The 25,012-nt window shown below is 64.3% G+C and carries 24 protein-coding genes; 20 read left to right on the forward strand and 4 right to left on the reverse strand.

Annotated features, from left to right (window positions below):
- The first annotated feature begins 20 nt into the window (after positions 1–20).
- The 6 genes from ACODS1_RS00685 (at position 21) to ACODS1_RS00710 (ending at position 6,964) form a co-directional block, all read left to right on the forward strand.
- On the forward strand, positions 21–1,253 hold the full coding sequence (locus ACODS1_RS00685) for a D-mannose isomerase (protein ID WP_489084130.1): 1,233 nt from the start codon (positions 21–23) through the stop codon (positions 1,251–1,253).
- A 115-nt stretch (positions 1,254–1,368) separates the two neighbouring features.
- The gene (locus ACODS1_RS00690; RefSeq protein WP_489084131.1) at positions 1,369–2,637 is read left to right on the forward strand and encodes an ABC transporter substrate-binding protein; all 1,269 of its coding nucleotides are present in this window, start codon (positions 1,369–1,371) and stop codon (positions 2,635–2,637) included.
- Positions 2,638–2,755: 118 nt separating this feature from the next.
- The gene (locus ACODS1_RS00695) at positions 2,756–3,664 is read left to right on the forward strand and encodes a carbohydrate ABC transporter permease (protein ID WP_489084132.1); all 909 of its coding nucleotides are present in this window, start codon (positions 2,756–2,758) and stop codon (positions 3,662–3,664) included.
- Complete coding sequence (locus ACODS1_RS00700; RefSeq protein ID WP_489084133.1) at positions 3,657–4,487, forward strand: carbohydrate ABC transporter permease; 831 nt, start codon at positions 3,657–3,659, stop codon at positions 4,485–4,487. The genes ACODS1_RS00695 and ACODS1_RS00700 overlap by 8 nt, the downstream gene beginning before the upstream one ends.
- Positions 4,488–4,516: 29 nt before the next feature.
- Positions 4,517–5,683 (forward strand): ABC transporter ATP-binding protein, encoded by a 1,167-nt coding sequence (locus ACODS1_RS00705; RefSeq protein WP_489084134.1) that lies wholly within the window; start codon positions 4,517–4,519, stop codon positions 5,681–5,683.
- Positions 5,684–5,731: 48 nt separating this feature from the next.
- Positions 5,732–6,964 (forward strand): maltoporin, encoded by a 1,233-nt coding sequence (locus tag ACODS1_RS00710; protein WP_489084135.1) that lies wholly within the window; start codon positions 5,732–5,734, stop codon positions 6,962–6,964.
- A gap of 27 nt (positions 6,965–6,991) precedes the next feature.
- On the opposite strand, the gene ACODS1_RS00715 is transcribed toward ACODS1_RS00710, so the two are convergent.
- Positions 6,992–7,852, reverse strand: coding sequence for a MurR/RpiR family transcriptional regulator (locus ACODS1_RS00715; protein WP_489084136.1), 861 nt, complete (start codon positions 7,850–7,852; stop codon positions 6,992–6,994).
- A gap of 319 nt (positions 7,853–8,171) precedes the next feature.
- On the opposite strand from ACODS1_RS00715, the gene zwf reads away from it, so the two are divergent.
- From zwf to ACODS1_RS00755, 8 genes are all read left to right on the forward strand, one after another.
- Complete coding sequence (gene zwf / locus ACODS1_RS00720; RefSeq protein ID WP_489084137.1) at positions 8,172–9,641, forward strand: glucose-6-phosphate dehydrogenase; 1,470 nt, start codon at positions 8,172–8,174, stop codon at positions 9,639–9,641.
- The gene (gene pgl / locus ACODS1_RS00725) at positions 9,628–10,341 is read left to right on the forward strand and encodes a 6-phosphogluconolactonase (protein ID WP_489084138.1); all 714 of its coding nucleotides are present in this window, start codon (positions 9,628–9,630) and stop codon (positions 10,339–10,341) included. The genes zwf and pgl overlap by 14 nt, the downstream gene beginning before the upstream one ends.
- A gap of 11 nt (positions 10,342–10,352) precedes the next feature.
- Entirely contained in the window at positions 10,353–11,012 is a 660-nt protein-coding gene (locus ACODS1_RS00730) for a bifunctional 4-hydroxy-2-oxoglutarate aldolase/2-dehydro-3-deoxy-phosphogluconate aldolase (protein ID WP_322981083.1), read from the forward strand.
- A 6-nt stretch (positions 11,013–11,018) separates the two neighbouring features.
- Positions 11,019–11,840: a shikimate 5-dehydrogenase gene (locus ACODS1_RS00735; RefSeq protein WP_489084139.1), complete on the forward strand. Its 822-nt coding sequence runs from the start codon at positions 11,019–11,021 to the stop codon at positions 11,838–11,840.
- 133 nt (positions 11,841–11,973) lie between these two features.
- Complete coding sequence (locus tag ACODS1_RS00740; RefSeq protein ID WP_489084140.1) at positions 11,974–13,347, forward strand: multicopper oxidase family protein; 1,374 nt, start codon at positions 11,974–11,976, stop codon at positions 13,345–13,347.
- A 224-nt stretch (positions 13,348–13,571) separates the two neighbouring features.
- Positions 13,572–14,828 (forward strand): aromatic amino acid transport family protein, encoded by a 1,257-nt coding sequence (locus ACODS1_RS00745; RefSeq protein ID WP_489084141.1) that lies wholly within the window; start codon positions 13,572–13,574, stop codon positions 14,826–14,828.
- 75 nt (positions 14,829–14,903) lie between these two features.
- Complete coding sequence (gene tadA, locus ACODS1_RS00750) at positions 14,904–15,380, forward strand: tRNA adenosine(34) deaminase TadA (RefSeq protein WP_489084142.1); 477 nt, start codon at positions 14,904–14,906, stop codon at positions 15,378–15,380.
- 21 nt (positions 15,381–15,401) lie between these two features.
- On the forward strand, positions 15,402–15,869 hold the full coding sequence (locus ACODS1_RS00755) for a hypothetical protein (protein ID WP_489084143.1): 468 nt from the start codon (positions 15,402–15,404) through the stop codon (positions 15,867–15,869).
- Positions 15,870–15,881: 12 nt separating this feature from the next.
- Here the strand turns inward: ACODS1_RS00755 and mltF are convergent, their stop codons facing one another.
- Positions 15,882–17,348 (reverse strand): membrane-bound lytic murein transglycosylase MltF, encoded by a 1,467-nt coding sequence (mltF, locus tag ACODS1_RS00760; protein ID WP_489084144.1) that lies wholly within the window; start codon positions 17,346–17,348, stop codon positions 15,882–15,884.
- Between the two features lie 168 nt (positions 17,349–17,516).
- Here mltF and purL point away from each other — a divergent pair, with 168 nt between their 5' ends.
- From purL to ACODS1_RS00775, 3 genes are all read left to right on the forward strand, one after another.
- On the forward strand, positions 17,517–21,413 hold the full coding sequence (gene purL, locus ACODS1_RS00765) for a phosphoribosylformylglycinamidine synthase (RefSeq protein ID WP_489084145.1): 3,897 nt from the start codon (positions 17,517–17,519) through the stop codon (positions 21,411–21,413).
- A gap of 290 nt (positions 21,414–21,703) precedes the next feature.
- A complete protein-coding gene (locus tag ACODS1_RS00770) occupies positions 21,704–21,880 on the forward strand; it encodes a CDGSH iron-sulfur domain-containing protein (protein ID WP_489084538.1) in 177 nt (58 codons plus the stop codon).
- Between the two features lie 155 nt (positions 21,881–22,035).
- Entirely contained in the window at positions 22,036–22,353 is a 318-nt protein-coding gene (locus tag ACODS1_RS00775) for an NGG1p interacting factor NIF3 (protein ID WP_489084146.1), read from the forward strand.
- A gap of 45 nt (positions 22,354–22,398) precedes the next feature.
- Here the strand turns inward: ACODS1_RS00775 and ACODS1_RS00780 are convergent, their stop codons facing one another.
- Positions 22,399–22,902 (reverse strand): L,D-transpeptidase family protein, encoded by a 504-nt coding sequence (locus ACODS1_RS00780; protein ID WP_322981073.1) that lies wholly within the window; start codon positions 22,900–22,902, stop codon positions 22,399–22,401.
- An 18-nt stretch (positions 22,903–22,920) separates the two neighbouring features.
- Complete coding sequence (locus ACODS1_RS00785; RefSeq protein WP_322981072.1) at positions 22,921–23,475, reverse strand: NUDIX hydrolase; 555 nt, start codon at positions 23,473–23,475, stop codon at positions 22,921–22,923.
- Between the two features lie 196 nt (positions 23,476–23,671).
- On the opposite strand from ACODS1_RS00785, the gene ACODS1_RS00790 reads away from it, so the two are divergent.
- Genes ACODS1_RS00790 through ACODS1_RS00800 form a run of 3 tightly spaced genes read left to right on the forward strand, consistent with a single transcriptional unit; the run spans position 23,672 to position 24,998 of the window.
- Positions 23,672–24,274 carry a CoA pyrophosphatase gene (locus tag ACODS1_RS00790; RefSeq protein WP_322981071.1) on the forward strand — a complete coding sequence of 201 codons (603 nt, stop codon included), beginning with the start codon at positions 23,672–23,674 and terminating at the stop codon, positions 24,272–24,274.
- Between the two features lie 12 nt (positions 24,275–24,286).
- Positions 24,287–24,811: a gamma carbonic anhydrase family protein gene (locus ACODS1_RS00795; RefSeq protein WP_489084147.1), complete on the forward strand. Its 525-nt coding sequence runs from the start codon at positions 24,287–24,289 to the stop codon at positions 24,809–24,811.
- Positions 24,804–24,998 carry a DUF1289 domain-containing protein gene (locus ACODS1_RS00800; RefSeq protein WP_147810018.1) on the forward strand — a complete coding sequence of 65 codons (195 nt, stop codon included), beginning with the start codon at positions 24,804–24,806 and terminating at the stop codon, positions 24,996–24,998. Before ACODS1_RS00795 ends, ACODS1_RS00800 begins: the two co-directional genes overlap by 8 nt.
- Positions 24,999–25,012: the final 14 nt, after the last annotated feature.

The raw sequence follows: 25,012 nt of genomic DNA on the forward strand, positions 1-25,012 counted from the left end.
AAATCTTCGGAGTCACTGCCATGAACCTGCCTGAACTGCCTGCCACCAGTTGGCTTAGCAAAGCCAGCCATCAGGCCTGGTTGGACGCCGAAGGCCTGCGCCTGCTGGCTTTCGCCAGGGCCGCGCGTGTCGAGCAGGGCTTCGCCGCCCTCGATGAGCGCGGCAACCTACCGGCCGATGCCTGCGCCGAGCTGATCCACACCACGCGCATGACCCATTGCTTCGCCCTGGCGCATGTTCAGGGTCTGCCCGGTCATGCTCATCTGGTCGACCACGGCATCGCGGCGTTGCACGGGGCGCTGCGTGACGAGGTGCATGGCGGCTGGTTCGCCGATGCCCGCCGCAGCGGCGACAAGAGCGCCTACCTGCATGCCTTCGTCGCCCTGGCGGCCAGCTCCGCACAGGTGGCCCAGCGGCCTGGTGCCGAGGCCTTGCTGGCCGAGGCCATCGCGGTGCTTGAGCGGCATTTCTGGAGTGAGGAAGAGGGCGCCCTGCGCGAAAGCTTCAGCCGCGACTGGACGCAGGAAGAAGCCTATCGCGGCGCCAACAGCAACATGCATGGTGTGGAGGCCTTTCTCGCCCTGGCCGATGTCACCGGCGACAGCGTCTGGCTGCAGCGCGCCCTGCGCGTCGCCGGGCGGCTGATCCATGGCCATGCCGTGGCCTGCGGCCATGTCGTGGTCGAGCATTTCGACCGCCATTGGCAGCCGCTGCCCGAGTACAACGCTGACAACCGCGCCGACCCCTTCCGCCCCTACGGCAGCACACCGGGTCACAGCTTCGAGTGGGCGCGCCTGCTGCTGCATCTGGAGGCGGCCTTGCTACGCGCCGGCCTGGCTGCGCCTGATTGGCTGCTGGCGGATGCCCGTGGCCTGTTCGCCAGTGCCTGCCGCGCTGCCTGGCAGGCCGACGGCGCGCCGGGGCTGGTCTACAGCCTGGACTGGCAGGCGCGGCCGGTGGTGCGGGCGCGTCTGCACTGGGTGCAGGCCGAAGCCATCGCAGCGGCGGCGGCTCTGTTGCGGCGCACCTGCGAGGCCGACTACGAGCGCTGGTATCGGCAGTTCTGGGAGTTTGCCGCGCGCCATTTCATCGACCTGCAGGGCGGCAGCTGGCATCACGAACTGGACAGCGACAATCGCCCGGCAGCGAGCATCTGGCCCGGCAAACCCGACCTCTATCACGCCTATCAGTCCGTGCTGTTGCCGAGCCTGCCGCTGGCGCCGAGCCTGGCCAGTGCTCTGGTGGCTTTGTAACGAGCTGGTGACACTCGCGCGTAGCTTCGTTACCTGAGCGCCCTCGCAGGCTGATTACACTCCATCCCATGCAAGCGCCATGACTTGCCGGATAACAACAAGAAAGGTATTTCCGATGAACGCGATTTCTCGTCTCGCCGCTGCCGTTTCTCTCGTTTCCCTGCTCCCGTTCTCCGCCCTGGCCGCCGACTCCAAAGGTACGGTGGAGGTCGTGCATTGGTGGACCTCCGGTGGCGAGGCCGCTGCCGTCAAGGTGCTGCGCGAGCTGGTGGAGAAGGACGGCTACACCTGGAAGGACAGCGCCGTGGCCGGTGGTGCCGGCGCTGCCGCCATGACCGTGCTGAAGACTCGGGTGATTTCCGGCAACCCGCCGGGCGCCGCGCAGATCAAGGGGCCGGATCTGCAGGAGTGGGGCGCGCTGGATCTGCTCGCACCGCTGGATGACGTGGCCAAGGCCAACAACTGGGATGGCCTGCTGTCCAAGACCGTCGCCAACACCATGAAGTACGACGGCCATTACGTCGCCGTGCCGGTGAACATCCACCGCGTCAACTGGCTGTGGATCAACCCGGAAGTCTTCAAGAAGGCCGGTATCGACAAGGCGCCGACTACCCTCGACGAACTCTACGCCGCTGGCGACAAACTCAAGGCCGCCGGCTTCGTACCCCTGGCCCATGGCGGCCAACCCTGGCAGGACAGCACCGTGTTCGAGGGCCTGGTGCTCGGCATCATGGGTGCCGATGGCTACCACAAGGCGTTCGTCGAACATGACGAGGCGACCCTCACCAGTGCGCAGATGACCGAGGTGTTCAGCGCGCTGAAGAAGCTCTCCACCTACATGGACGACAACCGCGCCGGGCGCGACTGGAACCTGGCCACTGCGCAGGTGATCCAGGGCAAGGCCGGCATGCAGATCATGGGTGACTGGGCCAAAAGCGAGTGGACGGCTGCCGGCAAGGTGGCGGGCAAGGACTACGAGTGCGTGCCGATGCCGGGCACCGCTGGCAGCTACACCTACAACATCGACTCCCTGGCCATGTTCAAGCTCAAGAACGAAGGCGACATCGCCGCCCAGCATGCCCTGGCGCGCATCGCCCTGGAGCCCGAGTTCCAGTACGTGTTCAACGAGAACAAGGGCTCGATCCCGGTGCGCCCCGATCTGGACATGAGCAAGTTCGACAGTTGCGCCCAGGCCTCCATGAAGGATTTCCAGGCGGCTGACAAGGCCGGTGCGCTGGAGCCGAGCATGGCCCACAGCATGGCCACCAACCTGGCGGTGCAGGGCGCGATCTTCGATGTGGTCAGCAACTTCATGACCGACAAGAACGCCGACCCGAGCAAGGCCGGGGCGCAGATCTACGCGGCGATCAAGGCCGCGCAGTAAGGCGCTGCGGGCCTGCCGCCGCAGGCCCGCTTCCTTTTCCTCGATGCTTGCCGACAGGCCCCGGCGCTGTCGTGGGCAGCGTTCGGCCCGAATTTCATCCACACACTGGTAATGCCCGATGAGTGTCACGACGCGAGCTGCCAAGGCTTCACCCTTCGATGCGCTGCAACGTTGGCTGCCCAAGCTGGTGCTGGCGCCGAGCATGCTGGTGGTGCTGGTCGGTTTCTATGGCTACATCCTGTGGACGGCGCTGCTGTCGTTCACCAACTCCAGCTTCATGCCCAGCTACAAGTGGGTGGGCCTGCAGCAGTACGCGCGCCTGCTGGACAACGATCGCTGGTGGGTGGCGAGCAAGAACCTGATGGTCTTCGGCGGCCTATTCATCGGCATCAGCCTGGTGGTCGGCGTACTGCTGGCGGTGCTGCTGGATCAGCGCATACGCCGTGAAGGCTTCATCCGCACCGTCTACCTGTACCCCATGGCGCTGTCGATGATCGTCACCGGCACCGCCTGGAAGTGGCTGCTCAACCCTGGCCTGGGTCTGGACAAGATGCTTCGCGACTGGGGCTGGGAAGGCTTTCGCCTGGACTGGCTGGTGGATCAGGATCGGGTCATCTACTGCCTGGTGATCGCCGCCGTGTGGCAGGCCTCAGGCTTCGTCATGGCGCTGTTCCTGGCCGGGCTGCGCAGCGTCGATCAGTCGATCATCCGCGCCGCCCAGGTGGATGGCGCGAGTCTGCCGACCATCTACCTGCGCATCGTCCTGCCGAGCCTGCGTCCGGTGTTCTTCAGCGCGGTGATGATCCTCGCCCACATCGCCATCAAGAGCTTCGACCTGGTGGCGGCGATGACCGCTGGCGGCCCTGGCTACTCCTCCGACCTGCCGGCGATGTTCATGTACAGCTTCACCTTCAGCCGCGGACAGATGGGCATTGGCTCGGCCAGCGCGATGCTGATGCTCGGCGCGATCCTGGCGATTCTGGTGCCGTACCTCTATTCGGAACTGCGAGGCAAACGCCATGACTAGAGCCTTCAGCCTCAGCCGCGTGGCGATCTACGCCACCCTGTTGTTCGCTGCCGCACTGTACCTGGTGCCGCTGGTGGTGATGCTGCTGACCAGCTTCAAGACCCCCGAGGACGTGCGCACCGGCAACCTGCTGTCGCTGCCCGAGGTGTTCACCCTGATCGGCTGGGTCAAGGCCTGGGGCGTGGTCGATGGCTACTTCTGGAACTCGGTGAAGATCGCCGTGCCGGGGGTGCTGATCTCCACGGCCATCGGTGCGCTGAATGGCTACGTGCTGTCGATGTGGCGCTTCCGTGGCTCGCAACTGTTCTTCGGCCTGCTGCTGTTCGGCTGCTTCCTGCCGTTCCAGACGGTGCTGCTGCCGGCGTCCTTCACCCTCGGCAAGCTGGGCCTGGCCAATACCACCACCGGCCTGGTGCTGGTGCACGTGGTCTACGGCATCGCCTTCACCACTTTGTTCTTCCGCAACTACTACGTCAGCGTGCCGGAGGCCCTGGTCAAGGCGGCGCGCCTGGATGGCGCCGGCTTCTTCACCATCTTCGGGCGCATCCTGCTGCCGATGTCGGTGCCGATCATCATGGTCTGCCTGATCTGGCAGTTCACCCAGATCTGGAACGACTTCCTCTTCGGCGTGGTGTTCGCCAGTGGCGATGCGCAGCCGATCACCGTGGCCCTGAACAACCTGGTCAACACCAGCACCGGGGCCAAGGAATACAACGTGGACATGGCCGCAGCGATGATCGCCGGACTGCCGACCCTGCTGGTGTACATCCTGGCGGGCAAATATTTCCTGCGCGGCCTCACGGCTGGCGCGGTCAAGGGTTGAAAGCTGCGCTGGCAGCAGTGGAGAAGTGAATGGCAACGCTCGAACTGCGTAACGTCAACAAGTCCTACGGCAGTGGCCTGACGGATACCCTCAAGTGCATCGACCTGCAGATCGATGACGGCGAGTTCCTGATCCTGGTCGGCCCATCGGGCTGCGGCAAATCCACCCTGATGAACTGCATCGCCGGGCTGGAGAACATCAGCCAGGGCGAGATCCTCGTCGATGGCGTGGATATCAGCGGCATGAGCCCCAAGGATCGCGACATCGCCATGGTGTTCCAGTCCTACGCGCTGTACCCGACCATGAGCGTGCGCGACAACATCGCCTTCGGTCTGAAGATGCGCAAGATGGCGCCGGCGGCCATCGACGAGGAAGTGACCCGCGTGGCCAGGATGCTGCAGATCGAGCACCTGCTCAGCCGCAAGCCGGGCCAGCTCTCCGGCGGCCAGCAGCAGCGCGTGGCCATGGGCCGGGCGCTGGCGCGGCGGCCGAAGATCTACCTGTTCGACGAGCCCCTGTCGAACCTCGACGCCAAGCTGCGCGTGGAGATGCGCACCGAAATCAAACTGATGCACCAGCGCCTGAAGACCACCACGGTGTACGTCACCCATGACCAGATCGAGGCCATGACCCTGGGCGACAAGGTGGCGGTGATGAAGGAGGGCGTGATCCAGCAGTTCGGCACCCCACAGCAGATCTACAACGAGCCGGCCAACCTGTTCGTCGCCAGTTTCATGGGCTCGCCGCCGATGAATTTCGTGCCGGTGCAACTGCAGCAGCGTGACGGCCAGTTCTGGGCCGGCCTGGTGTCGTCGGCCGGGCGCTGCGAGCTGCCGCTCGGGCAGTTGCCGGCTGGCAGTGAGGCGCGCCAGTTGTTGCTGGGCATTCGCCCCGAGCAGGTGCAGCTCGCCAGTGCTGGCGCCATCCAGGGCGTGCTGCCGGCAGCGGTCGAGGTGCTCGAACCCACCGGCCCGGACACCCTGGTGTTCGTCGAGGTCAACGGCAGCAAGCTGTGCTGCCGCCTGGCGCCCGATCAGGCACCGCCGGTTGGTCAATCTCTGAACCTGCAGATCGATGCGGCGCGCGCCCTGCTCTTCGATGCCGAGAGTGGTGAGCGCGTGCGCCCGCTGGCGGCGCAACCGGGCGCTGCCAGCGCCGCGAATGAGCATCACAAGGAGTCGGCCTCGCAGTCCTGATGCCGGCATTGCACAGCGGTAACAACAATAAAAACAGCGGGAGAGGTTATGAAACGAGCAACGGGTTTGGGCCTGGCCATGGCGCTGGGTTCCCTGGCACTGCCGATGTCGAGCATGGCGCTGGAATTCACCGGCTACGTGCGCAGCGGTGCCGGTACGGCCGATGGCAATGGCCGGCAATCGTGCTTCCAACTGCCGGGTGCGCAATCCAAGTACCGCCTGGGTAACGAGTGCGAACAGTACGCCGAGCTGGATCTGCGCCAGGATTTGTTCACCCTGGATGACGGCTCGGTACTCAGCGTCGAGGGCATGGCGCAGCTCTACAACCAGTACGGCCACACGCCGAAATTCACTGGCGACTATGGCACCGCACGGATGAACCAGATGTACGCCGAGTGGAGCAAGATGCCAGCGCTGGGTGGCGGCTCGCTGTGGGCCGGGCGCCGTTTCTACAAACGTAACGACATCCATATCTCCGATTTCTACTACTGGAACCAGAGCGCCACCGGTTTCGGCATCGACGAGATGAAGATCGGTGATTACAAGTACAGTTACGTGTTCTCGCGCAAGGACAGCTACGACCAGAAGGAATACATCAACCGTCACGACTTCAACGTCGGCGGCTTCGTCACCAATCCGGGCGGCGAGGTCGAAGTGGGCGTCAGCTACATCGACAAGCCGTCTTCGGTGGAGGACTCGCACAGCGGCTGGGCCGTGACCGGCCAGCACGTGCAGAAGAACTTCCTGGGTCTGAGCGGCGACAACAAGTTCGCCCTGCAATACGGCGAGGGGCCGGGCACGGGGCTGGGCTACACCGGCGACCCGACCCTGGATCGCAGCGCCAAGAGCTGGCGCATGGTCGAGTTCTTCGACTTCCAGATGACCCCGCGCCTTGGTGGCCAGGTCGAGCTGGTCTATCAGAAGGACACGCGCTCCGACGGGGCGGATCAGAACTGGCTGTCGGTCGGCGGTCGCACCAGCTACGCCTTCACCGAGCAGTTCAAGCTGGTGGGCGAGATCGGTCGTGATCAGGTCGAGGCCCCTGGCGGCACGCGCAAGCTGACCAAGTTCACCGTCGCGCCGACCTGGTCGCCTGCCGGCCCCGGCTTCTGGGCGCGCCCGGAAATTCGCCTGTACTACACCTATGCCAGTTGGAACAAAGCCGCGCAACAGGCGGCCAACCTGCTGGCCGAAGGCTCGGCGCTGTCCGACAGCGGCGCCTTCGGCAGCTCGCGCAACGGCTCCAACTTCGGCGTGCAGGTGGAGTACTGGTGGAAGTGAGCGGCTGAAGCCTGCCGCTTGCGGCTGCTAGATCGGCTCTTCGTCAGCTGGATAACGGCTGGCGTTGAGGCTCTCCTTGATCTTGCGCAGGTGCGGCTGGAAGTCCACACCACGGCGCAGGGTCATGCCGGTGGCCAGTACGTCGAGTACGGTGAGTTGAATGATGCGTGAGGTCATCGGCATGTAGATGTCGGTGTCCTCGGGCAGCGGGATGTCCAGGCTCAGGCTGCTGGCCTGGGCCAGGGGCGATCCGGCGGCGGTGAGGCCGAGCACCGAGGCGCCGTTCTCGCGGGCCAGGCGTGCTACCTCCACCAGCTCACGGGTGCGCCCGGTGTAGGAGATGATCACGAACAGGTCGCCGGTGTGCGCCACCGAGGCCAGCATGCGCTGCATCAGCACATCGGCATGGGCCGATACCGCCAGGTTGAAACGGAAGAACTTGTGCTGCGCGTCCAGCGCCACCGGCGCAGATGCGCCGAGGCCGAAGAAATGGATCTGCCGGGCCTGGATCAGCATGTCCACGGCGCGGCTGATCAGGTTCGGATCGAGGCTCTGGCAGGCGCTGTCCAGCGAGGCGATGGCGCTGCCGAAGATCTTGCGTGTGTATGCCTCGGGGCCGTCGTCGGCTTCCACCGCCTGGCTGACGTAGGCCGCGCCGCTGGCCAGGCTCTGCGCCAGTTGCATCTTCAGTTCGGGGTAACCGTTGACGCCGAAGGAGCGGCAGAAGCGATTCACCGTCGGCTCGCTGACCTGTGCGGTCTGGGCCAGGGCGGCGATGCTCAGGCGGGTGGCCTGCTGCGGGTTGTGCAGTATCACTTCGGCGACCTTGCGTTCGGCCTTGTTCAGGCTTTCCAGGCGGCCCTGAATCTGCTCGAGAAGATTGCGCACGCGATCCATTGTTGTCCTTGTCCGATTAAATGCGGAGTCAATCCTAACAGGCTGTTGAAAAACTACCTACGTTGCCATTGCTGCGTTAAAAACAGGCTCAAAACGCTCATTTACAGCTCGTAAACTCCGCTTTTTCGCCTGTTTTTGCCTTGCACTGGCTGCCTCGCCTACGTTTTTCAACGGCCTGCTAAGCTGGGGCTCGCTGGCTGGCTACCGCTACAGGATTTTCCGCTAAATGTTGTTTTTATTACTACATTGAGGTTGCCATGCTCGGTATTAGTCGCTATCAATACTGCAACTTGATAGAAGAAAAAAGATCATGCCTGTGATGCCCGTTGAACCCTGTACCTTTGCCCTGTTCGGCGCCCTGGGTGACCTGGCGCTGCGCAAGTTGTTTCCCGCCCTGTATCAGCTCGACCGTGCCGGCCTGCTGCACGAGGACACCCGGCTGCTGGCCCTGGCCCGCGAGACGGGTGACGCCGCCATGCACCTGGAGGTGATCGAACGCCACCTTCGCCGCTACCTGCCGGCCAATGAGCTGGATGAAGCCGTGCTGCAGCGCTTTCGGGCGCGCCTGCACTACCTGGGCATGGAATTCCTGCCGGCCGATGGCTACTCGCAACTGGCCGAGTGGGTCGGGCGTGATCGCCCCCTGATCGCCTATTTCGCCACGCCGGCCTCGGTGTATGGCGGCATCTGCGCCAATCTGGCCGCGGTCGACCTCGCTGCCAACACCCGCGTGGTGCTGGAAAAACCCATCGGCCACGACCTGCCATCCTCGCGTGCGGTCAACGAGGCAGTGGCCGCCTACTTCCCGGAGAGCCGGGTCTATCGCATCGACCATTACCTGGGCAAGGAGACGGTGCAGAACCTCATCGCTCTGCGTTTTGCCAACAGCCTGTTCGAGACCCAGTGGAACCAGAACCACATCAGCCATGTGGAAATCACCGTGGCGGAGAAGGTGGGTATCGAGGGGCGCTGGGGTTATTTCGACAAGGCCGGGCAGCTGCGCGACATGATTCAGAATCACCTGCTGCAACTGCTCTGCCTGATCGCCATGGATCCACCGGGCGACCTCTCGGCCGATGCCATCCGTGACGAGAAGGTCAAGGTGCTGCGTGCGCTGGAGCCGATCAGCGCCGAGCAACTGTCGCAGCGCGTGGTGCGTGGCCAGTACGTGGCTGGCATCAGCGATGGCAAGCCGGTACCGGGCTATCTGGAAGAGGAAAACGCCAACGCCCAGAGCGACACGGAGACCTTCGTCGCGCTGCGTGCCGACATCCGCAACTGGCGCTGGGCCGGCGTGCCCTTCTACCTGCGCACCGGCAAGCGCATGGCGCAGAAGCTGTCGCAGATCGTCATTCACTTCAAGGCGCCGCCGCACTATATCTTCGCCCCCGAACAGCGCCAGTTGATCGGCAACAAGCTGATCATTCGTCTGCAGCCCGATGAGAGCATCTCGTTGCAGGTGATGACCAAGGATCAGGGGCTGAACAAGGGCATGCAGTTGCGCAGCGGGCCACTGCAGCTGAATTTCTCCACGGCCTACGGCAGTGAGCGGATTCCCGATGCCTACGAGCGCTTGCTGTTGGAGGTCATGCGTGGCAATCAGAACCTGTTCGTGCGCAAGGATGAAATCGAGCATGCCTGGCACTGGTGCGATCAGTTGATCGCCGGCTGGCAGAAACTCGGCGACTCACCCAAGCCTTACGTCGCCGGCACCTGGGGGCCAATGAGTTCCATTGCCCTGACCACTCGTGATGGATGGGCCTGGTATGGCGATCTCTGATCTGCAATTTCCCGCTGGCGTCGTGACGCATGGCTTCGCGCGGGCACAACATCTGGCCAGCGCGCTGGCCGAGCGCGTAGCCGCCGCCCTGCGTGAGGCCATCGCCGAGAACGGGCAGGCCACGCTGGTGGTATCCGGTGGGCGCAGCCCGATTGCCTTCTTCCAGGCGCTGGCGATGCAGGCTCTGCCGTGGAGCAAGGTGCTGGTGAGCCTGGCCGATGAGCGCTGGGTGCCGGTCAGTCACGAGGACAGCAACGAGGCGCTGGTGCGCCGCCACCTCTTGCAGGGGCCGGCTGCCGAAGCGCGTTTGCTCGGTCTTTACCACAGTGCAGGGAGCCTGGAACAGGCCGCTGAGCTGGCCGAGCAGGCCCTGCGCGAGCTGCCGCCAATCGACGTGCTGGTGCTGGGTATGGGCACCGATGGCCATACCGCTTCGCTGTTCCCTGGTAGTCCCAATCTGCCGCAGGCGTTGCAGGCCGATTGCCCGCGCCGCTGCCTGCCGATGCTGGCGCCGAGCGTGCCGCACCAGCGCCTGACCTTGACCCTGCCCGTGCTCAAGGCTGCGCGACTGCAAATCCTGGCGATAGAAGGCCAGAGCAAGCTGGTGGTACTGGAACAGGCGCTGCAGCAGCGTGATCCGCACCATATGCCGATCAGCGCCTTCATTGGGGCGCCCCTGAACATCTATTGGTGCCCGTAAGGAGCAATCCCATGACCCAATCCATGAGCCGCACGGTTCCCAGCATGGCCGAGAAGGTCGCCAGCATCGATGCGCTCTGCGCCCGCGCGCGGATCATGCCGGTGATCACCATCGCCCGTGAGGAGGACATCCTGCCGCTGGCCGATGCTCTGGATGCCGGCGGCCTGCAGGTGCTGGAAATCACCCTGCGCTCGCCCCATGGCCTGACGGCCATCCGCCGCCTGCGCCAGGAGCGCCCGCACCTGTGCATCGGCGCCGGTACGGTGCTGGATCCGCACACGCTGGCGGCGGTGGAAGAGGCCGGCGCGCAGTTCGTGGTCAGCCCCGGCAGCACCGATGAGCTGCTGCAGGCCGCGCTGCAAAGTCCGCTGCCCCTGCTGCCTGGCGTGGCCAGCGCCTCGGAAATCATGCTCGGCTACCGCCTCGGTTACCGCCGTTTCAAGCTGTTCCCGGCCGAGGTCTGTGGCGGAGTCGCCGCGCTCAAGGCCTTTGGCGGCCCCTTCGCGGATGTGCGTTTCTGCCCGACCGGCGGCGTTGGCCCGGCCAATCTGCAGCGCTACATGGCGCTGGCCAATGTGATGTGTGTCGGCGGTAGCTGGATGCTCGACAGCTCGACGGGCTGGGACGCCGTGCGCCAGGTCAGCGCCGAAGCCTTGGCATTGCTGGACTGACGGGCGATGACCTTGCAGATCAACAAGGACACGCGCCTGTGCATGTCGTTGTCCGGGCGGCCGGGTAATTTCGGTACGCGCTTTCACAACTACCTGTATCAGGCCCTGGAGCTGGACTACCTGTACAAGGCGTTCACCACCGACGATCTGCCGGCGGCGATTGCCGGTATTCGTGCCCTCGGCGTGCGCGGTTGTGCGGTGTCGATGCCGTTCAAGGAAGCCTGCATTCCCTGCCTCGATGGTTTGCATGAATCGGCTGCCACTCTGCAGTCGGTCAACACCATCGTTGCCGATGCGGGACGGCTGACCGGCTACAACACCGACTACAGTGCGGTGGTGAAGTTGCTGGCGCAGCACGGCGTGCCGCGTGACATCCCTTATGCATTGCGCGGCAGCGGCGGCATGGCCAAGGCAGTGGGCTGCGCCCTGCGTGACAGTGGTTTTACCAACGGCTGCATCGTCGCCCGCAACGCGCACACGGGCAGGGCGCTGGCCGATGTGTGCGGCGTGGACTGGTGCGAGAGCCTGGATGCTCAGCCTGCCGGGCTGCTGGTCAATGTCACGCCGCTGGGCATGCGTGGCGAGCAGGCCGCGCAACTGGCTTTCGACGAGGCGACCGTCGAGGCTGCGCAATGGATCTTCGACGTGGTGGCCGTGCCCGTGGAAACCCCGCTGATCCGTTTGGCCAGGGCGCTGGGCAAGCCGGTCATCACCGGCGGCGAAGTCATCGTGCTGCAGGCGCTGGAGCAGTTCGTCCTGTACACCGGTGTGCGTCCCGACGGCGAACTGGTCGAGCGCGCAGCGCGTTTCGCACTGAGCGAAAACTGAGGCACCGATCCTGTCCCGCACCTGGCTGATGTGGCGATCTGTCACTGCTGCCTGGGGCGATTCTGGGCAACACCCTTGCGATAATGAGAAGATATTGCAACTGAGTGAAGCGCACGAATCGTCGAGGTCGTAGATGGCATTTTCCCGTAGACAGGTGCTGGCCGGTTTGGCTGGCCTGGGTGTGGTCGGTCTGGGCGCTGGTGGTGTGCGTTATTGGCTGGGGCGCCCGGAGAATGTGGCAACCCATGACTACGAGCTGATCGCCGCGCCGGTGGATGTGGAGCTGGTGCCGGGGCATGTCACGCCAGCATGGGGCTACGGCGGGCAAGCGCCGGGTGTCGAACTGCGCTGCCGCCAGGGCGAGCGCTTGCGGGTGCGCTTCATCAACAAGCTGGAGCAGCAGAGCACCATTCACTGGCATGGCATCCGCTTGCCGCTGGCAATGGATGGCGTGCCTTACGTCTCCCAGGCGCCGGTGCTGCCCGGCGAGTACTTCGATTACGACTTCATTTGCCCGGATGCCGGAAGCTACTGGTATCACCCGCATACCACCAGCAGTGAGCAGCTCGGCCGCGGCCTGGTCGGCCCGCTGATCGTCGAGGAGCGTGAGCCGACCGGCTTTCGCCATGAGCGCACGCTGAGCCTGAAGACCTGGCATGTCGACGAGCAGGGCGCCTTTACGCCCTTCTCGGTGCCACGCGAGGCCGCGCGCGAGGGCACGCGTGGACGTCTGACCACCATCAATGGCGAGCCGAACCCGACGCTGGAGCTGCCGGCCGGGCAGGTGGTGCGTCTGCGTCTGATCAACCTCGACAACACCATCACCTATCGCCTCAACCTGCCGGGCGGCGAGGCGCGCATCTATGCGCTGGACGGCAACCCCGTGCAGCCGAGGCCGTTGGGCAAGGAATACTGGCTGGGGCCGGGGATGCGTATCGATCTGGCGCTCAAGGTGCCGGCTGCCGGTCAGGAGCTGTCCCTGCGCAATGGCCCGCTGCGCCTGGCCACCCTCAAGGGCAGTGCGAACAACGAGGCGCCTGGCGATTGGCCGCCAGCGTTGCCAGCCAACCCGGTAGCCGAGCCGGATCTGGCCAAGGCCGAGACCCTGCGCTTCAACTTCGAGTGGGCGGCGGCGCTGGCCTCGCCGGCCGACGAAGCCGCCGGACGCTACAAGTACTGGCAGATCAACGGCCAGGCCTGGGACATCAACGACAAGACCTGCGCCGACCGCCCCATCGCCACGCTCAAACTCGGCGGGCACTACATCTTCGTGCTGCGCAACATGGCCCAGTACCAGCACCCGATCCACCTGCACGGCATGTCGTTCAAGGTGCTGGACTCCGACCGCAAGCGGATCATTCCGTACTTCACCGACACCTACCTGCTGGGCAAGAACGAGACGGCGCGCATCGCCTTCGTGGCCGATAATCCGGGGGTGTGGATGTTCCATTGCCATGTCATCGATCACATGGAAACCGGCCTGATGGCCGCCATCGAGGTGGCCTGAAACCCTGATGCTAGCCCGCGCGCCGGAAACCTTGTGGTAAGGTGCGCGCCCCGTTCGCGGCCGGCCTCTGGTTGGTGGCGGGCGGGACGTCCTCCGGGCAGTCGCCAGGGTGGGCCTGGATCTCCGTTTTGTTTGCGCAATGCCCGTTCACCGTTCAGAACAAAGGCCGTGGCAGTTCGGTTCAGGCCCTCCTGATACGTTGATTTCGTTGTAGAGGTGTTGTGATGAGTGAAACGCAGATCCGCTCCGTGGCGGAGCAAGCCGGCGCCGAGCCGACGGCCGCATCGGGGCTGGAGGTCAAGCGCCTGAGCTTCCTCGAAGCCGTGGCCATGATCGTGGGCACCAATATTGGGGCCGGTGTACTGTCAATGGCCTACGCCAGTCGCAAGGCCGGCTTCATGCCCTTGCTGATCTGGCTGGCAGTGGCCGGCATCTTCACCACCATCACCATGCTCTACGTCTCGGAAACCGCACTGCGCACCCGTGCGCACAGCCAGCTCAGCGGGCTGGCCAAGCGCTACGTCGGCTCGTTCGGTTCCTGGGCGATCTTTCTTTCGGTCGCGGTCAACAGCATCGGCGCGCTGATCGCCTACATGAGCGGCAGCGGCAAGATTCTCTCGGCGTTCCTCGGCATCAGTCCGGCGCTGGGCAGTCTGCTGTTCTTCGTCCCGGCGGCGCTGGTGCTGTATCTGGGCCTGAGCGCGATCGGCAAGGGCGAGAAGTTCATCAGCATCGGCATGGTCAGCATGATCCTGATTCTGGTGGTCGCGACGCTGATCAATGAGAACACCGATGCCGCGCGTCTGCTCGAAGGCGACTGGGTCTACATGGTGCCGGTGTTCAACATCGCCGTGTTCTGCTTCTCGGCGCAGTACATCGTGCCGGAGATGGCCCGTGGTTTCGCCGATCGCCCGCAGTTGCTGCCGCGCGCGGTGATCACCGGGATGATCAGCACCTTCGTCCTGCTGGCCATCGTGCCGGCTTCGGTGATCGCCCTGACCGGTCTGGAAAATCAGTCCGAGGTGGCCACCCTGGCCTGGGGCGAGGCGCTGGGGCAGTGGGCGTTCTACACCGCCAATACCTTCGCCCTGTGCGCCATGATGACCTCGTACTGGGGCCTGGGCGGCAGCTTCCTGACCAACATCTTCGACAAGTTCCAGTCGCTCGGCGCCGAGTCGCAGCCCAAGACCCGCCTGATGGTACTCGGCCTGGTGTGCGTGCCACCGTTCGTGCTGGCGTACAGCGGCATGGTCGGCTTCGTCAACGCGCTGTATTTCGCCGGCGCCTTCAGTGGCGTGATCCTTTCGATCATGCCGATCCTGATGCTGCGCCAGGCGCGCCGCAGCGGTGATCTGCAGCCGGCCTGGCAGTGCGGCTGGATTGCCCATCCGGTGCTGCAGGGGGTGATCGTGCTGATCTACTTGGCCAGCGCTGTCTATGCAGTGCTCAGTGCTCTGCAGTTGTTGCCGTCCGGCTGGTAAGGGCGGGGCTTTCTTTCCGCGCCGTTGTCTGTACATTGCGCACATTCAACGGCGCCTGCTGGCATTTCACTCTCCATGAACAGACCGCGAATCATCGACCGATCTCTCGACGAGCCTTTCATGCAGGCGGCGCTGGAGCTGGCACGCCAGGGCGCCGAGCTGGGCGAGGTGCCGGTGGGGGCGGTGCTGGTACAGCACGGTGAAATTATCGGGCGTGGCTTCAATTGCCCGATCTCACGCCATGACCCCAGCGCCCATGCCGAGATGGTGGCGATCCGCGCCGCAGCGGAAAGCGTGCAGAACTACCGCCTGCCGGGCAGCACCCTGTACGTCACGCTGGAGCCTTGCAGCATGTGCGCCGGGCTTATCGTGCATGCACGTATCGCCCGTGTGGTGTTCGCCGCCAGCGAGCCGCGTGCCGGCATGGCGGTCAGTCAGGGGCGTTTCTTCGAGCAGGGCTTTCTCAATCATCGGGTGATGGTAGAGGGCGGGCTGCTGGCCGAGGAGAGCGGGGCGCTGTTGAAAGCATTCTTCAAGGCGCGGCGTAGCTGAGCTGTTCTTTTACAGGGAGAGATGATGAGGCGATTGATGGCGCTGTTGGCGTTGGTGGCGGCTCCGGCTCTGGCCGAGCAGCGAGACGTGTATCTGCTGGCCACCGTGCAACTGGGTGGCTCCAACCTGGCGCAGAGCATTTTTCTGTATGAGCCAGAGATCACCACCCTGGAGGAGTGCCGGGTGGCCGTGCGCGATGGACAGCGTGATCGCGACTGGCTGCGCTATCACCATATCTTCATGCGGGATCGCTTCAAGGGTTTCACCGGCCAGCTGGATTATCGCTGCGTGTTCACCACGCAGCACTTCAGTGAGTGGAACGACCGGGCGCGCTACAGCCATCCCTACCTGATCAGCATCGACGAAGCGTCCAATCTCAAGGTCGAGCGGATGCCTAGCCAGGCGCAGTGCGCGTCGAAACTGGCGGCCTTGCCGCAGGCCAAGCGGGCACAGAGTCGTTGCTCGGTGGGTAATCAGAGCCTGCGCTGAGGGCGGCAGGCGTCAGAGCGGCGGGGTTTCGTCTTCGGGCTTGCGCTTGTCGATGCCCGGTAGGTGGATGCCGCTCTCGGCGACCTCGGTGCCTTCCAGCTGCGGCTGGGTTACCCAGGTCAGGATGTCGTAGTAACGGCGGATGTTGCGCACGAAATGCACCGGCTCGCCGCCGCGGGCGTAGCCATAGCGCGTCTTGCTGTACCACTGCTTCTGCGCCAGGCGCGGCAGGATCTTCTGCACATCGGCCCATTTGTTCGGATCCAGGCCCTCGGCTTCGGTCAGGCGGCGTGCGTCGTCCAGATGCCCTCCGCCGACGTTGTAGGCGGCCAGGGCGAACCAGGTGCGATCCGGTTCGGCGATGTCTTCCGGCAACTGGCTGTGCACCTGTAGGAAGTAGCGCGCGCCGCCTTCGATGCTCTGCTTGGGGTCGAGACGGTTGGCGACGCCGACCGATTGCGCCGTGCGCTGGGTCAGCATCATCAGCCCGCGCACGCCTGTCTTGGAGGTGGCGCCAGGCTGCCACATCGACTCCTGATAGCCGATGGCGGCCAGCAGGCGCCAGTCCACCTGATGCGTGCGGGCCGAGTGGCGGAACATCTGCTCGTAGCGCGGCAGGCGCTGCTGCAGGTGCTGGGCGAAGGTGTAGGCGCCCACGTAGCCGAGCACGTCGACATGGCCGTAGTAGCGTTCTTTCAGGCGTTGCAGGGTGCCGTTGGCTTCCGCGCGCTTGAGGAAGGCGTTGATTTCTTGCAGCAGGCTGTCGTCTTCGCCAGCGGCGACGGCCCAGCGCATGCGGTTGGTTTCGCCCAGGTCGAAGGCAACGCGCACGTTGGGGAAGTACACCTGGTTCATCGCCAGTTCGTTGGAGTCGACCAGGGTCAGGTCGATCTGACCTTCGTCGACCATGCGCAGCAGGTCGACCACCTCGACGGCGTCGGAGACTTCGAATTGCAGATCCGGAAGTTGTTGCTTGAGGGCGGCCAGCTGTTCGGCATGGCTGCTGCCGGCCAGTACCAGGATGCGCTTGCCGATCAGGTCTTCCGGCTTGGTCGGGCGTGATTCGCCCTGGCGGTAGACGACCTGCGGGGTGACTTCCAGATAAGGGATGGAGAAGCGTGCCTGGCGCTGGCGCAGGGGCGTATCGATCAGGCCGGCGGCGGCGAGTACCGGGCCGTCCTTGCGGTCGATGCTGGCGAACAGGCTGTCGAGGTTGTCGGCGGTTTCGACCTTCAGTTCCACGCCCAGGTCGGTGGCGAAGCGCTTGGCCAGTTCGTATTCGAAACCGGTCGCGCCGTTACGATCCTGGAAATAGGTCGACGGGCTGTTTCGGGTGACCACGCGCAGCTCACCCTCCGCCTTTACCTGCTCGAGTACGCTGGGCTTGTGCTCTTCGCCACAGCCAGCAAGCATCAGGAGGGTTCCAATCGCCAACAGCCTTGTGGCGCAACGCATGCGTATCGCAGGTCGTGCAAACATCGGCGCAGTATACGCAAAGCGCATCCAGTGCCATATCTCGACAGCGAGGCGCTTCTCTGCTAGCGCTCGCCCGTCTTGAAACGGCGCGGCACGGGTGCCGCGCGCGCGGCTTTAGGCTAGAATGCACGGCCTCTAAGCACACCCCCTTCTCCAGAGGCTGTTCCGACGATGTTGATTCTGCGCGGCGCTCCCGCTCTTTCCGCTTTCCGCCATGGCAAATTGCTCGAGCAACTGACCAGCAAGGTGCCGGCCGTGACCGGGCTGTACGCCGAGTTCGCACACTTCGCCGATGTCACCGGCGTTCTGACTGCCGATGAAGAACAGGTGCTGGCGCGCCTGCTCAAGTACGGCCCGAGCGTGCCGGTGCAGGAGCCCAGCGGCAAGCTGTTCCTGACCATTCCGCGTTTCGGCACCATCTCGCCCTGGGCCAGCAAGGCCAGCGACATCGCCCGTAACTGCGGCCTGAGCAAGATCCAGCGTCTGGAACGTGGCATCGCCTATTACGTGAGTGGCGAACTGAGCGAAGCCGACAGCGCCACCGTTGCCAGCCTGCTGCATGACCGCATGACTCAGTTGGTGCTGGGCGCCCTGGAAGACGCAGGTGCGCTGTTCAGCCATGCCCAGCCCAAGCCGCTGACCGCCGTGGACGTACTCGGTGGTGGTCGCGCCGCGCTGGAACAGGCCAACCAGGATCTGGGCCTGGCCCTGGCCGAGGACGAAATCGACTACCTGGTGAAGAGCTTCAATGACCTGGGGCGCAATCCGCACGACATCGAACTGATGATGTTCGCCCAGGCCAACTCCGAGCACTGCCGCCACAAGATCTTCAATGCCAGCTGGGACATCGACGGCGAGAGCCAGGACAAGTCGCTGTTCGGCATGATCAAGAACACCTACCAGATGCACAACGAAGGCGTGCTGTCCGCTTATAAGGACAATGCCTCCGTCATCGTCGGCCACACCGCCGGGCGCTTCTTCCCCAACCCTGAGACCCGCCAGTACGGCGCGGTGCAGGAGCCGGTGCACATTCTGATGAAGGTGGAAACGCACAACCACCCGACCGCCATCGCCCCGTTCCCCGGCGCCTCCACTGGCTCTGGTGGTGAGATCCGCGACGAAGGCGCCACCGGCCGTGGTGCCAAGCCGAAGGCCGGCCTGACCGGTTTCTCGGTCTCCAACCTGAACATCCCCGATTTCCTCCAGCCCTGGGAAAAGCCCTACGGCAAGCCCGAGCGCATCGTCAGCGCGCTGGACATCATGATCGAAGGCCCGCTGGGCGGCGCTGCGTTCAATAACGAATTCGGTCGTCCGGCGCTCAACGGCTACTTCCGTACCTTCGAGCAGGCGGTCAGCAGCCCGCGCGGTGAGGAAGTGCGCGGTTACCACAAGCCGATCATGCTCGCCGGCGGCCTCGGCAACATCCGCGAAAATCACGTGCAGAAGGGTGAGATTTCCGTCGGCGCCAAGCTTATCGTGCTCGGTGGCCCGGCCATGCTCATCGGCCTGGGCGGCGGTGCCGCTTCGTCGATGGCCACCGGTGCCAGCTCGGCGGATCTGGACTTCGCCTCGGTACAACGCGAGAACCCGGAAATGGAACGCCGCTGCCAGGAGGTCATCGACCGCTGCTGGCAGTTGGGCGAGGCCAACCCGATCAAGTTCATCCACGACGTCGGCGCCGGCGGTATCTCCAACGCCCTGCCGGAGCTGATCAACGACGGTGGCCGTGGTGGCCGCTTCGAGCTGCGCAACGTGCCCAACGACGAGCCGGGCATGGCCCCGCACGAGATCTGGTGCAACGAGTCGCAGGAGCGCTACGTGCTGAGCGTGGACGCCGCTGACTTCGAGCGTTTCCAGGCCATCTGCGAACGCGAGCGCTGCCCCTTCGCCGTGGTCGGCGAGGCCACTGCCGAGCCGCACCTGACCGTGACCGACAGCCACTTCAGTAACACCCCGGTGGACATGCCGCTGGAAGTGCTGCTGGGCAAACCGCCGCGCATGCACCGCAGCGTCAGCCGCGAGGCGGAGCAGGGCGATGACTTCGACGCCTCTGGCCTGGATCTGCAGGACGCGGTATCGCGTGTGCTGCGCCATCCGGCCGTGGCCAGCAAGAGCTTCCTGATCACCATCGGTGACCGCACCATCACCGGCCTGGTGGCTCGCGATCAGATGGTCGGCCCCTGGCAGGTGCCGGTGGCCGATTGCGCCGTGACCGCCACCAGCTTCGACGTCTACACCGGCGAAGCCATGGCCATGGGTGAGCGCACGCCGCTGGCGCTGCTCGACGCGCCGGCATCCGGCCGCATGGCCGTTGGCGAGACCATCACCAACCTGGCCGCCGCGCGCATCGACAAACTCTCCGACATCAAACTGTCGGCCAACTGGATGGCCGCTGCCGGTCATCCGGGTGAAGATGCCCGCCTCTACGACACCGTCAAGGCCGTCGGCATGGAACTGTGCCCGGCGCTGGGCATCACCATCCCGGTGGGCAAGGACTCCATGTCCATGAAAACCCGCTGGCAGGACGAAGAGGGCGAGAAGAGCGTGACCTCGCCGCTGTCGCTGGTGATCTCCGGCTTCGCCCCGGTACAGGACGTGCGCCAGACCCTGACCCCGCAACTGCGCATGGACAAGGGTGAAACCGACCTGATCCTGATCGACCTCGGTCGTGGGCAGGATCGCCTGGGTGGCTCGATCCTGGCGCAGACCCATGCGCAGATCGGCCAGACGGTGCCAGACGTTGACGATGCCGAAGACCTCAAGGCCTTCTTCGCCGTGGTGCAGGGCCTGAACGCCGACGGCCACATCCTGGCCTACCACGACCGCTCCGACGGTGGCCTGATGACCACCGTGCTGGAAATGGCCTTCGCCGGTCATTGCGGCCTGGCCCTGAACCTCGACGCCCTGGCCGATGCCACAGCCGAGCTACCGGCCGTGCTGTTCAACGAAGAACTCGGTGCGGTGATCCAGGTCCGCCAGGACGCCACCGCCGAAGTGCTGGCGCAGTTCAGCGCAGCCGGTCTCGATGACTGCGTAGCGGTGATCGGTCAGCCGGTCAACAACGGCGACATCATCGTCAGCTTCCAGGGTGAAGCGGTATTCACCGGCGAGCGTCGTCTGCTGCAGCGTCAGTGGGCGGAAACCAGCTATCGCATCCAGCGCCTGCGTGACAACGCCCAGTGCGCCGACCAGGAATTCGACCTGCTGCTGGAAGAAGACAACCCGGGGCTGTCGGTCAAGCTCGGCTACGACGTCAACCACGACATCGCCGCGCCCTACATCAAGAAAGGCGTGCGCCCGCAAGTGGCGATCCTGCGCGAGCAGGGCGTCAACGGTCAGGTGGAAATGGCCGCCGCGTTCGACCGCGCCGGGTTTAGCGCGATAGACGTGCATATGAGCGACATCCTTGCCGGTCGCGTCAGCCTGGAGCAGTTCAAGGGCCTGGTGGCTTGCGGTGGCTTCTCCTACGGCGACGTACTGGGTGCCGGTGAAGGCTGGGCCAAGTCGATCCTGTTCAATGCCCGTGCCCGTGAAGGCTTCCAGGCCTTCTTCGAGCGCAAGGACAGCTTCGCCCTCGGCGTGTGCAACGGCTGCCAGATGATGAGCAACCTGCACGAGCTGATTCCGGGCACCGAGGCCTGGCCGCACTTCGTGCGCAACCGCTCCGAGCAGTTCGAGGCGCGCGTGGCCATGGTGCAGGTGCAGGAGTCGGCGTCGATCTTCCTGCAGGGCATGGCCGGCTCGCGCATGCCGATCGCCATCGCCCATGGTGAAGGTCATGCCGAGTTCGAGAGCGAGGAAGCCTTGCTCGAGGCCGATCTGTCCGGCGCTGTGGCCCTGCGCTTCGTCGACAACCACGGCAAGGTCACCGAAGCCTACCCGGCCAACCCCAACGGCTCGCCGCGCGGGATCACCGGCCTGACCAGCCGCGACGGCCGCGTCACCATCATGATGCCGCACCCTGAGCGCGTGTTCCGCGCCGTGCAGAACTCCTGGCGCCCGGACGAGTGGCAGGAAGACGCCGGCTGGATGCGCATGTTCCGCAACGCCCGCGTTTGGGTGGACTAATAGCGGCCGCGCAGCGGCCTTCTGCTGACCCTCTCCCATTCATGGGAGAGGGTGCCCGAAGGGCGGGAGAGGGTGTTGTGCCCCGCGCCGAACCCTCTCCTCCCGCAAGCGGGAAAGGGGAGCAGGGCGCATAGCCCGGATGCAATCCGGGAATGATCCCTGGCACACTCCTCGGATTCCATCCGGGCTACGCTGCCATGGCCGAAAACGCTCGCCCCATCCTTCCCGAAGTTAGCCTAGTCCGCCCAGGTGAAACCCATCGCCTGTGCCGCTGCGGGCATTCGCCCGAGATGCCGGACTGCACGCCTGATTGCCAACAGTCTCTAGAGCTGTGTCCCGAGCGCGAGCAGCGTCTGCTGCTGTGTCGCTGCCGTCTTTCCGCCAGCCTGCCTTACTGCGATGGCAGTCATAGTCCGCCAGCCCCAGGCCTGATCGACAAGTGGCGACGTTTTTTCTCGGGTAACTGAGAACGTCACAGCCTGCGTCGGGGTCGAAAACAGCGAATCGTTCGTTGTGAGCTGTGATTTTGTGCGGGTGATCTCAAGACAATGGCATGTCAAAGTGACATCATATTGGCGTCATGGATTGTCTGTTGTTCGGTTGCCCATTTGCGGAGAGCTTGATGTACAAACTGTGTTTCTACGTGCCGGAAGCCCATCTGGAACCGGTGAAAAAGGCGGTGTTCGCAGCCGGTGGCGGGCGCGTTGGCCGCTACGACAACTGCTGCTGGCAGGTACTGGGGCGCGGCCAGTTCCGGGCGCTGGAGGGCAGCCAGCCGTTCATTGGCGAAGTTGGCAGTATTGAAGAGGTGGCCGAGTGGAAGGTGGAAATGGTCGTCGCCGACGAGCTGATCCACGATGCGGTCAAGGCGCTGAAGAAGAGTCACCCCTATGAAACGCCAGCCTTCGACGTCTGGCGGTTATCCGATCTGCAGTTCTAGTCGATATGAAAAAGGCGCCGATGGCGCCTTTTTCAATGTAGCGGTTCAGGGCCTGATTTCGATCAGCGTGCCGTCCTTGACCAGGTTCCAGACCTCGCGAATGTCGGCGTTCCTCATGGCGATGCAGCCTTCGGTCCAGTCCAGGGTGTGGAAGAACCACTCCGGGTACTCTTCGTCCACGGGCGTACCGTGAATCATGATCATGCTGCCCGGCGGCACACCGGCTTGCTTTGCCTTGGCCAGGTCGCGGGCGTTGGGGTAGGAGATGTGCAGGGAGAGCTGATAGTTGTCGCTGGGCTTGCGCCAGTCGATCCAGTAGAAACCTTCCGGCGTACGCAGGTCGCCCTCGCGCTGCTTGGCTCCATCGGGCTGCTTGCCGAGGGAGATGCGGTAGCTCTTGATGGTCTCGCCGCGCTGCTGCAGGTACAGCTTGCGCTCGGATTTCATCACCAGCACCTTGTCCACCGTTCGCTGCCCGTCGACGACGGGACTGCTGGCCAGGGTGTTGAAGCTGAGGGTCAGACAAAGCAGGGTGAACAGCCAGCGCATCGAGGGTATCCGCAAAGGTCAACGGGATGTGGAGTGGGGACGCAGCGGCTCGAGTGGCTCGTTACGCACCGGAAAGACATTCTGCCGACGGTCGGCGAAGAAGCATTCTAAGGTACGGCCTATGGTCGGGAAAGCCAGCTCTGCCCAGGGAATCTCGCTTTCGGCGAATAGCCGGACTTCCAGGCTTTCCTCGCCGGCGGCAAAGTCCAGGTCGACCAGTTCGGCGCGGAACAGCATGTACACCTGGCTGATGTGCGGCAGGTCGAACAGGGTATAGAGGCTGAGCGCGCGTACGCGGGCACAGGCTTCTTCCAGGGTTTCGCGGGCGGCGGCCTGCTCGATGGTTTCGCCGTTTTCCATGAAACCGGCCGGCAGCGTCCAGTAACCGCGCCTGGGCTCGATGGCGCGACGGCACAGCAGCACCTGTTCACCCCACACCGGCAGGCAGCCGGCAACGATGCGCGGGTTTTCGTAATGCACCGTGTCGCAATGGCCGCACACGTGGCGCAGGCGGTTGTCGCCAGGGGGTATCATGTGGGTCACTGGCTTGCCGCACTGGTTACAGAATTTCATGCTCTGTCCTCGTTTCCTGGCGCTATCTTGCTGGTGCGGCGTCTGGCCGGCAAGCCCGCGAATTCGGCCAGCGTGCCCTAACCCGGAGTTGGGCGGCCAGCGCCTTTCATGCCATGATTCCGGGGTCTGTCACTGATTCGTTCGCGGCTCACGGCGAAGCGGGAAGGCCCAACTACAACAACATGCGAGTGTGACCATGCAGGATGAGCTGCTCCATCGTGTGCGCGAATACAGCCCGCGTACTCTGGAGACCAACCGCCATTTGCCCGAGGCGGCGGTGCTGGTACCCATCACCCGTAGCGAAGACCCCGAACTGGTGCTGACGCTGCGCGCCAGTGGCTTGTCGACCCACGGTGGCGAAGTGGCTTTCCCCGGTGGGCGCCGTGACCCCGAGGATCGCGACCTCATTCACACTGCACTGCGCGAGGCGGAGGAGGAGGTCGGTCTGCCGCCTGGCTTGGTCGAAGTGGTCGGGCCGCTCAGCCCGCTGGTGTCGCGCCATGGCATCCGGGTCACGCCCTACGTCGGGCTGGTGCCCGATTATGTCGAGTACAAGGCCAATGATGCTGAAATCGCGGCGGTGTTCTCGGTGCCGCTGGAGTTCTTCCGCAGCGACCCGCGTGAGGTCACCCACCGCATCGACTACCTCGGGCAGAGCTGGTACGTGCCGTCCTACACCTATGGCGAGTACCGCATCTGGGGCCTGACCGCGATCATGGTGGTCGAGCTGGTCAATCTGCTTTACGACGCCGACATCGCCCTGCACCAGCCGCCTGAACATTTCATCCATCTGCGCTGAGGAATGCCGCTCATGAAATATCGCCTGGGAACTGCCCGTGTCGAGGCTCACCCCGAAAGCTGGGTCGCGCCGAGCGCCGACCTGATCGGCAAGGTGCGTCTGGAGGCCGGCGCCAGCGTCTGGTTCGGTGCCGTGCTGCGCGGCGACAACGAGCTGATCCACATCGGCGAGAACAGCAACGTGCAGGACGGCAGCGTGATGCACACCGACATGGGCTTTCCGCTGACCCTGGGCAAGGGCGTCACCGTTGGTCATAACGTCATGATGCATGGCTGCACGGTCGACGATTACAGCCTGATCGGCATCAACTCGGTGATCCTCAACGGCGCGAAGATCGGCAAGTACTGCATCATCGGCGCCAACAGCCTGATTCCCGAAGGCAAGGTGATCCCCGATGGCAGCTTGGTCATGGGCAGCCCCGGCAAGGTGGTGCGCGAGCTGAGCGAGCAGCAGAAGAAGATGCTGGAGGCCAGCGCTGCCCATTACGTTCATAATGCGCAGCGCTACGCCCGAGAGCTGGTTGTTGACGATGAATGACGAGAAACCCGTGCGCTCGCCCTGTGTGCACGTGTGTGCGCTGGACGAGCAGGACATCTGCCTGGGCTGCCAGCGCACCGCTGACGAAATCACCCGCTGGGGCCGCATGGACAATGCCGAGCGCCGCGTGGTGTTGCAACGCTGCCTGGAGCGCGCCCGCGCTTCGGGTCTTTTAATGCCTTCCTGATTCACTGTTCGAGG

The sequence above is a fragment of the Pseudomonas sp. FG29 genome (assembly GCF_057809355.1).

Coding starts and splice junctions, on each gene's coding strand:
- ACODS1_RS00685 (WP_489084130.1), top strand. CDS start 21: ATGAACCTGCCTGAACTGCCTGCCACCAGTTGGCTTAGCAAAGCCAGC.
- ACODS1_RS00690 (WP_489084131.1), top strand. CDS start 1,369: ATGAACGCGATTTCTCGTCTCGCCGCTGCCGTTTCTCTCGTTTCCCTG.
- ACODS1_RS00695 (WP_489084132.1), top strand. CDS start 2,756: ATGAGTGTCACGACGCGAGCTGCCAAGGCTTCACCCTTCGATGCGCTG.
- ACODS1_RS00700 (WP_489084133.1), top strand. CDS start 3,657: ATGACTAGAGCCTTCAGCCTCAGCCGCGTGGCGATCTACGCCACCCTG.
- ACODS1_RS00705 (WP_489084134.1), top strand. CDS start 4,517: ATGGCAACGCTCGAACTGCGTAACGTCAACAAGTCCTACGGCAGTGGC.
- ACODS1_RS00710 (WP_489084135.1), top strand. CDS start 5,732: ATGAAACGAGCAACGGGTTTGGGCCTGGCCATGGCGCTGGGTTCCCTG.
- zwf (WP_489084137.1), top strand. CDS start 8,172: ATGCCTGTGATGCCCGTTGAACCCTGTACCTTTGCCCTGTTCGGCGCC.
- pgl (WP_489084138.1), top strand. CDS start 9,628: ATGGCGATCTCTGATCTGCAATTTCCCGCTGGCGTCGTGACGCATGGC.
- ACODS1_RS00730 (WP_322981083.1), top strand. CDS start 10,353: ATGACCCAATCCATGAGCCGCACGGTTCCCAGCATGGCCGAGAAGGTC.
- ACODS1_RS00735 (WP_489084139.1), top strand. CDS start 11,019: ATGACCTTGCAGATCAACAAGGACACGCGCCTGTGCATGTCGTTGTCC.
- ACODS1_RS00740 (WP_489084140.1), top strand. CDS start 11,974: ATGGCATTTTCCCGTAGACAGGTGCTGGCCGGTTTGGCTGGCCTGGGT.
- ACODS1_RS00745 (WP_489084141.1), top strand. CDS start 13,572: ATGAGTGAAACGCAGATCCGCTCCGTGGCGGAGCAAGCCGGCGCCGAG.
- tadA (WP_489084142.1), top strand. CDS start 14,904: ATGAACAGACCGCGAATCATCGACCGATCTCTCGACGAGCCTTTCATG.
- ACODS1_RS00755 (WP_489084143.1), top strand. CDS start 15,402: ATGATGAGGCGATTGATGGCGCTGTTGGCGTTGGTGGCGGCTCCGGCT.
- mltF (WP_489084144.1), bottom strand. CDS start 17,348: ATGTTTGCACGACCTGCGATACGCATGCGTTGCGCCACAAGGCTGTTG.
- purL (WP_489084145.1), top strand. CDS start 17,517: ATGTTGATTCTGCGCGGCGCTCCCGCTCTTTCCGCTTTCCGCCATGGC.
- ACODS1_RS00770 (WP_489084538.1), top strand. CDS start 21,704: ATGCCGGACTGCACGCCTGATTGCCAACAGTCTCTAGAGCTGTGTCCC.
- ACODS1_RS00775 (WP_489084146.1), top strand. CDS start 22,036: ATGTACAAACTGTGTTTCTACGTGCCGGAAGCCCATCTGGAACCGGTG.
- ACODS1_RS00780 (WP_322981073.1), bottom strand. CDS start 22,902: ATGCGCTGGCTGTTCACCCTGCTTTGTCTGACCCTCAGCTTCAACACC.
- ACODS1_RS00785 (WP_322981072.1), bottom strand. CDS start 23,475: ATGAAATTCTGTAACCAGTGCGGCAAGCCAGTGACCCACATGATACCC.
- ACODS1_RS00790 (WP_322981071.1), top strand. CDS start 23,672: ATGCAGGATGAGCTGCTCCATCGTGTGCGCGAATACAGCCCGCGTACT.
- ACODS1_RS00795 (WP_489084147.1), top strand. CDS start 24,287: ATGAAATATCGCCTGGGAACTGCCCGTGTCGAGGCTCACCCCGAAAGC.
- ACODS1_RS00800 (WP_147810018.1), top strand. CDS start 24,804: ATGAATGACGAGAAACCCGTGCGCTCGCCCTGTGTGCACGTGTGTGCG.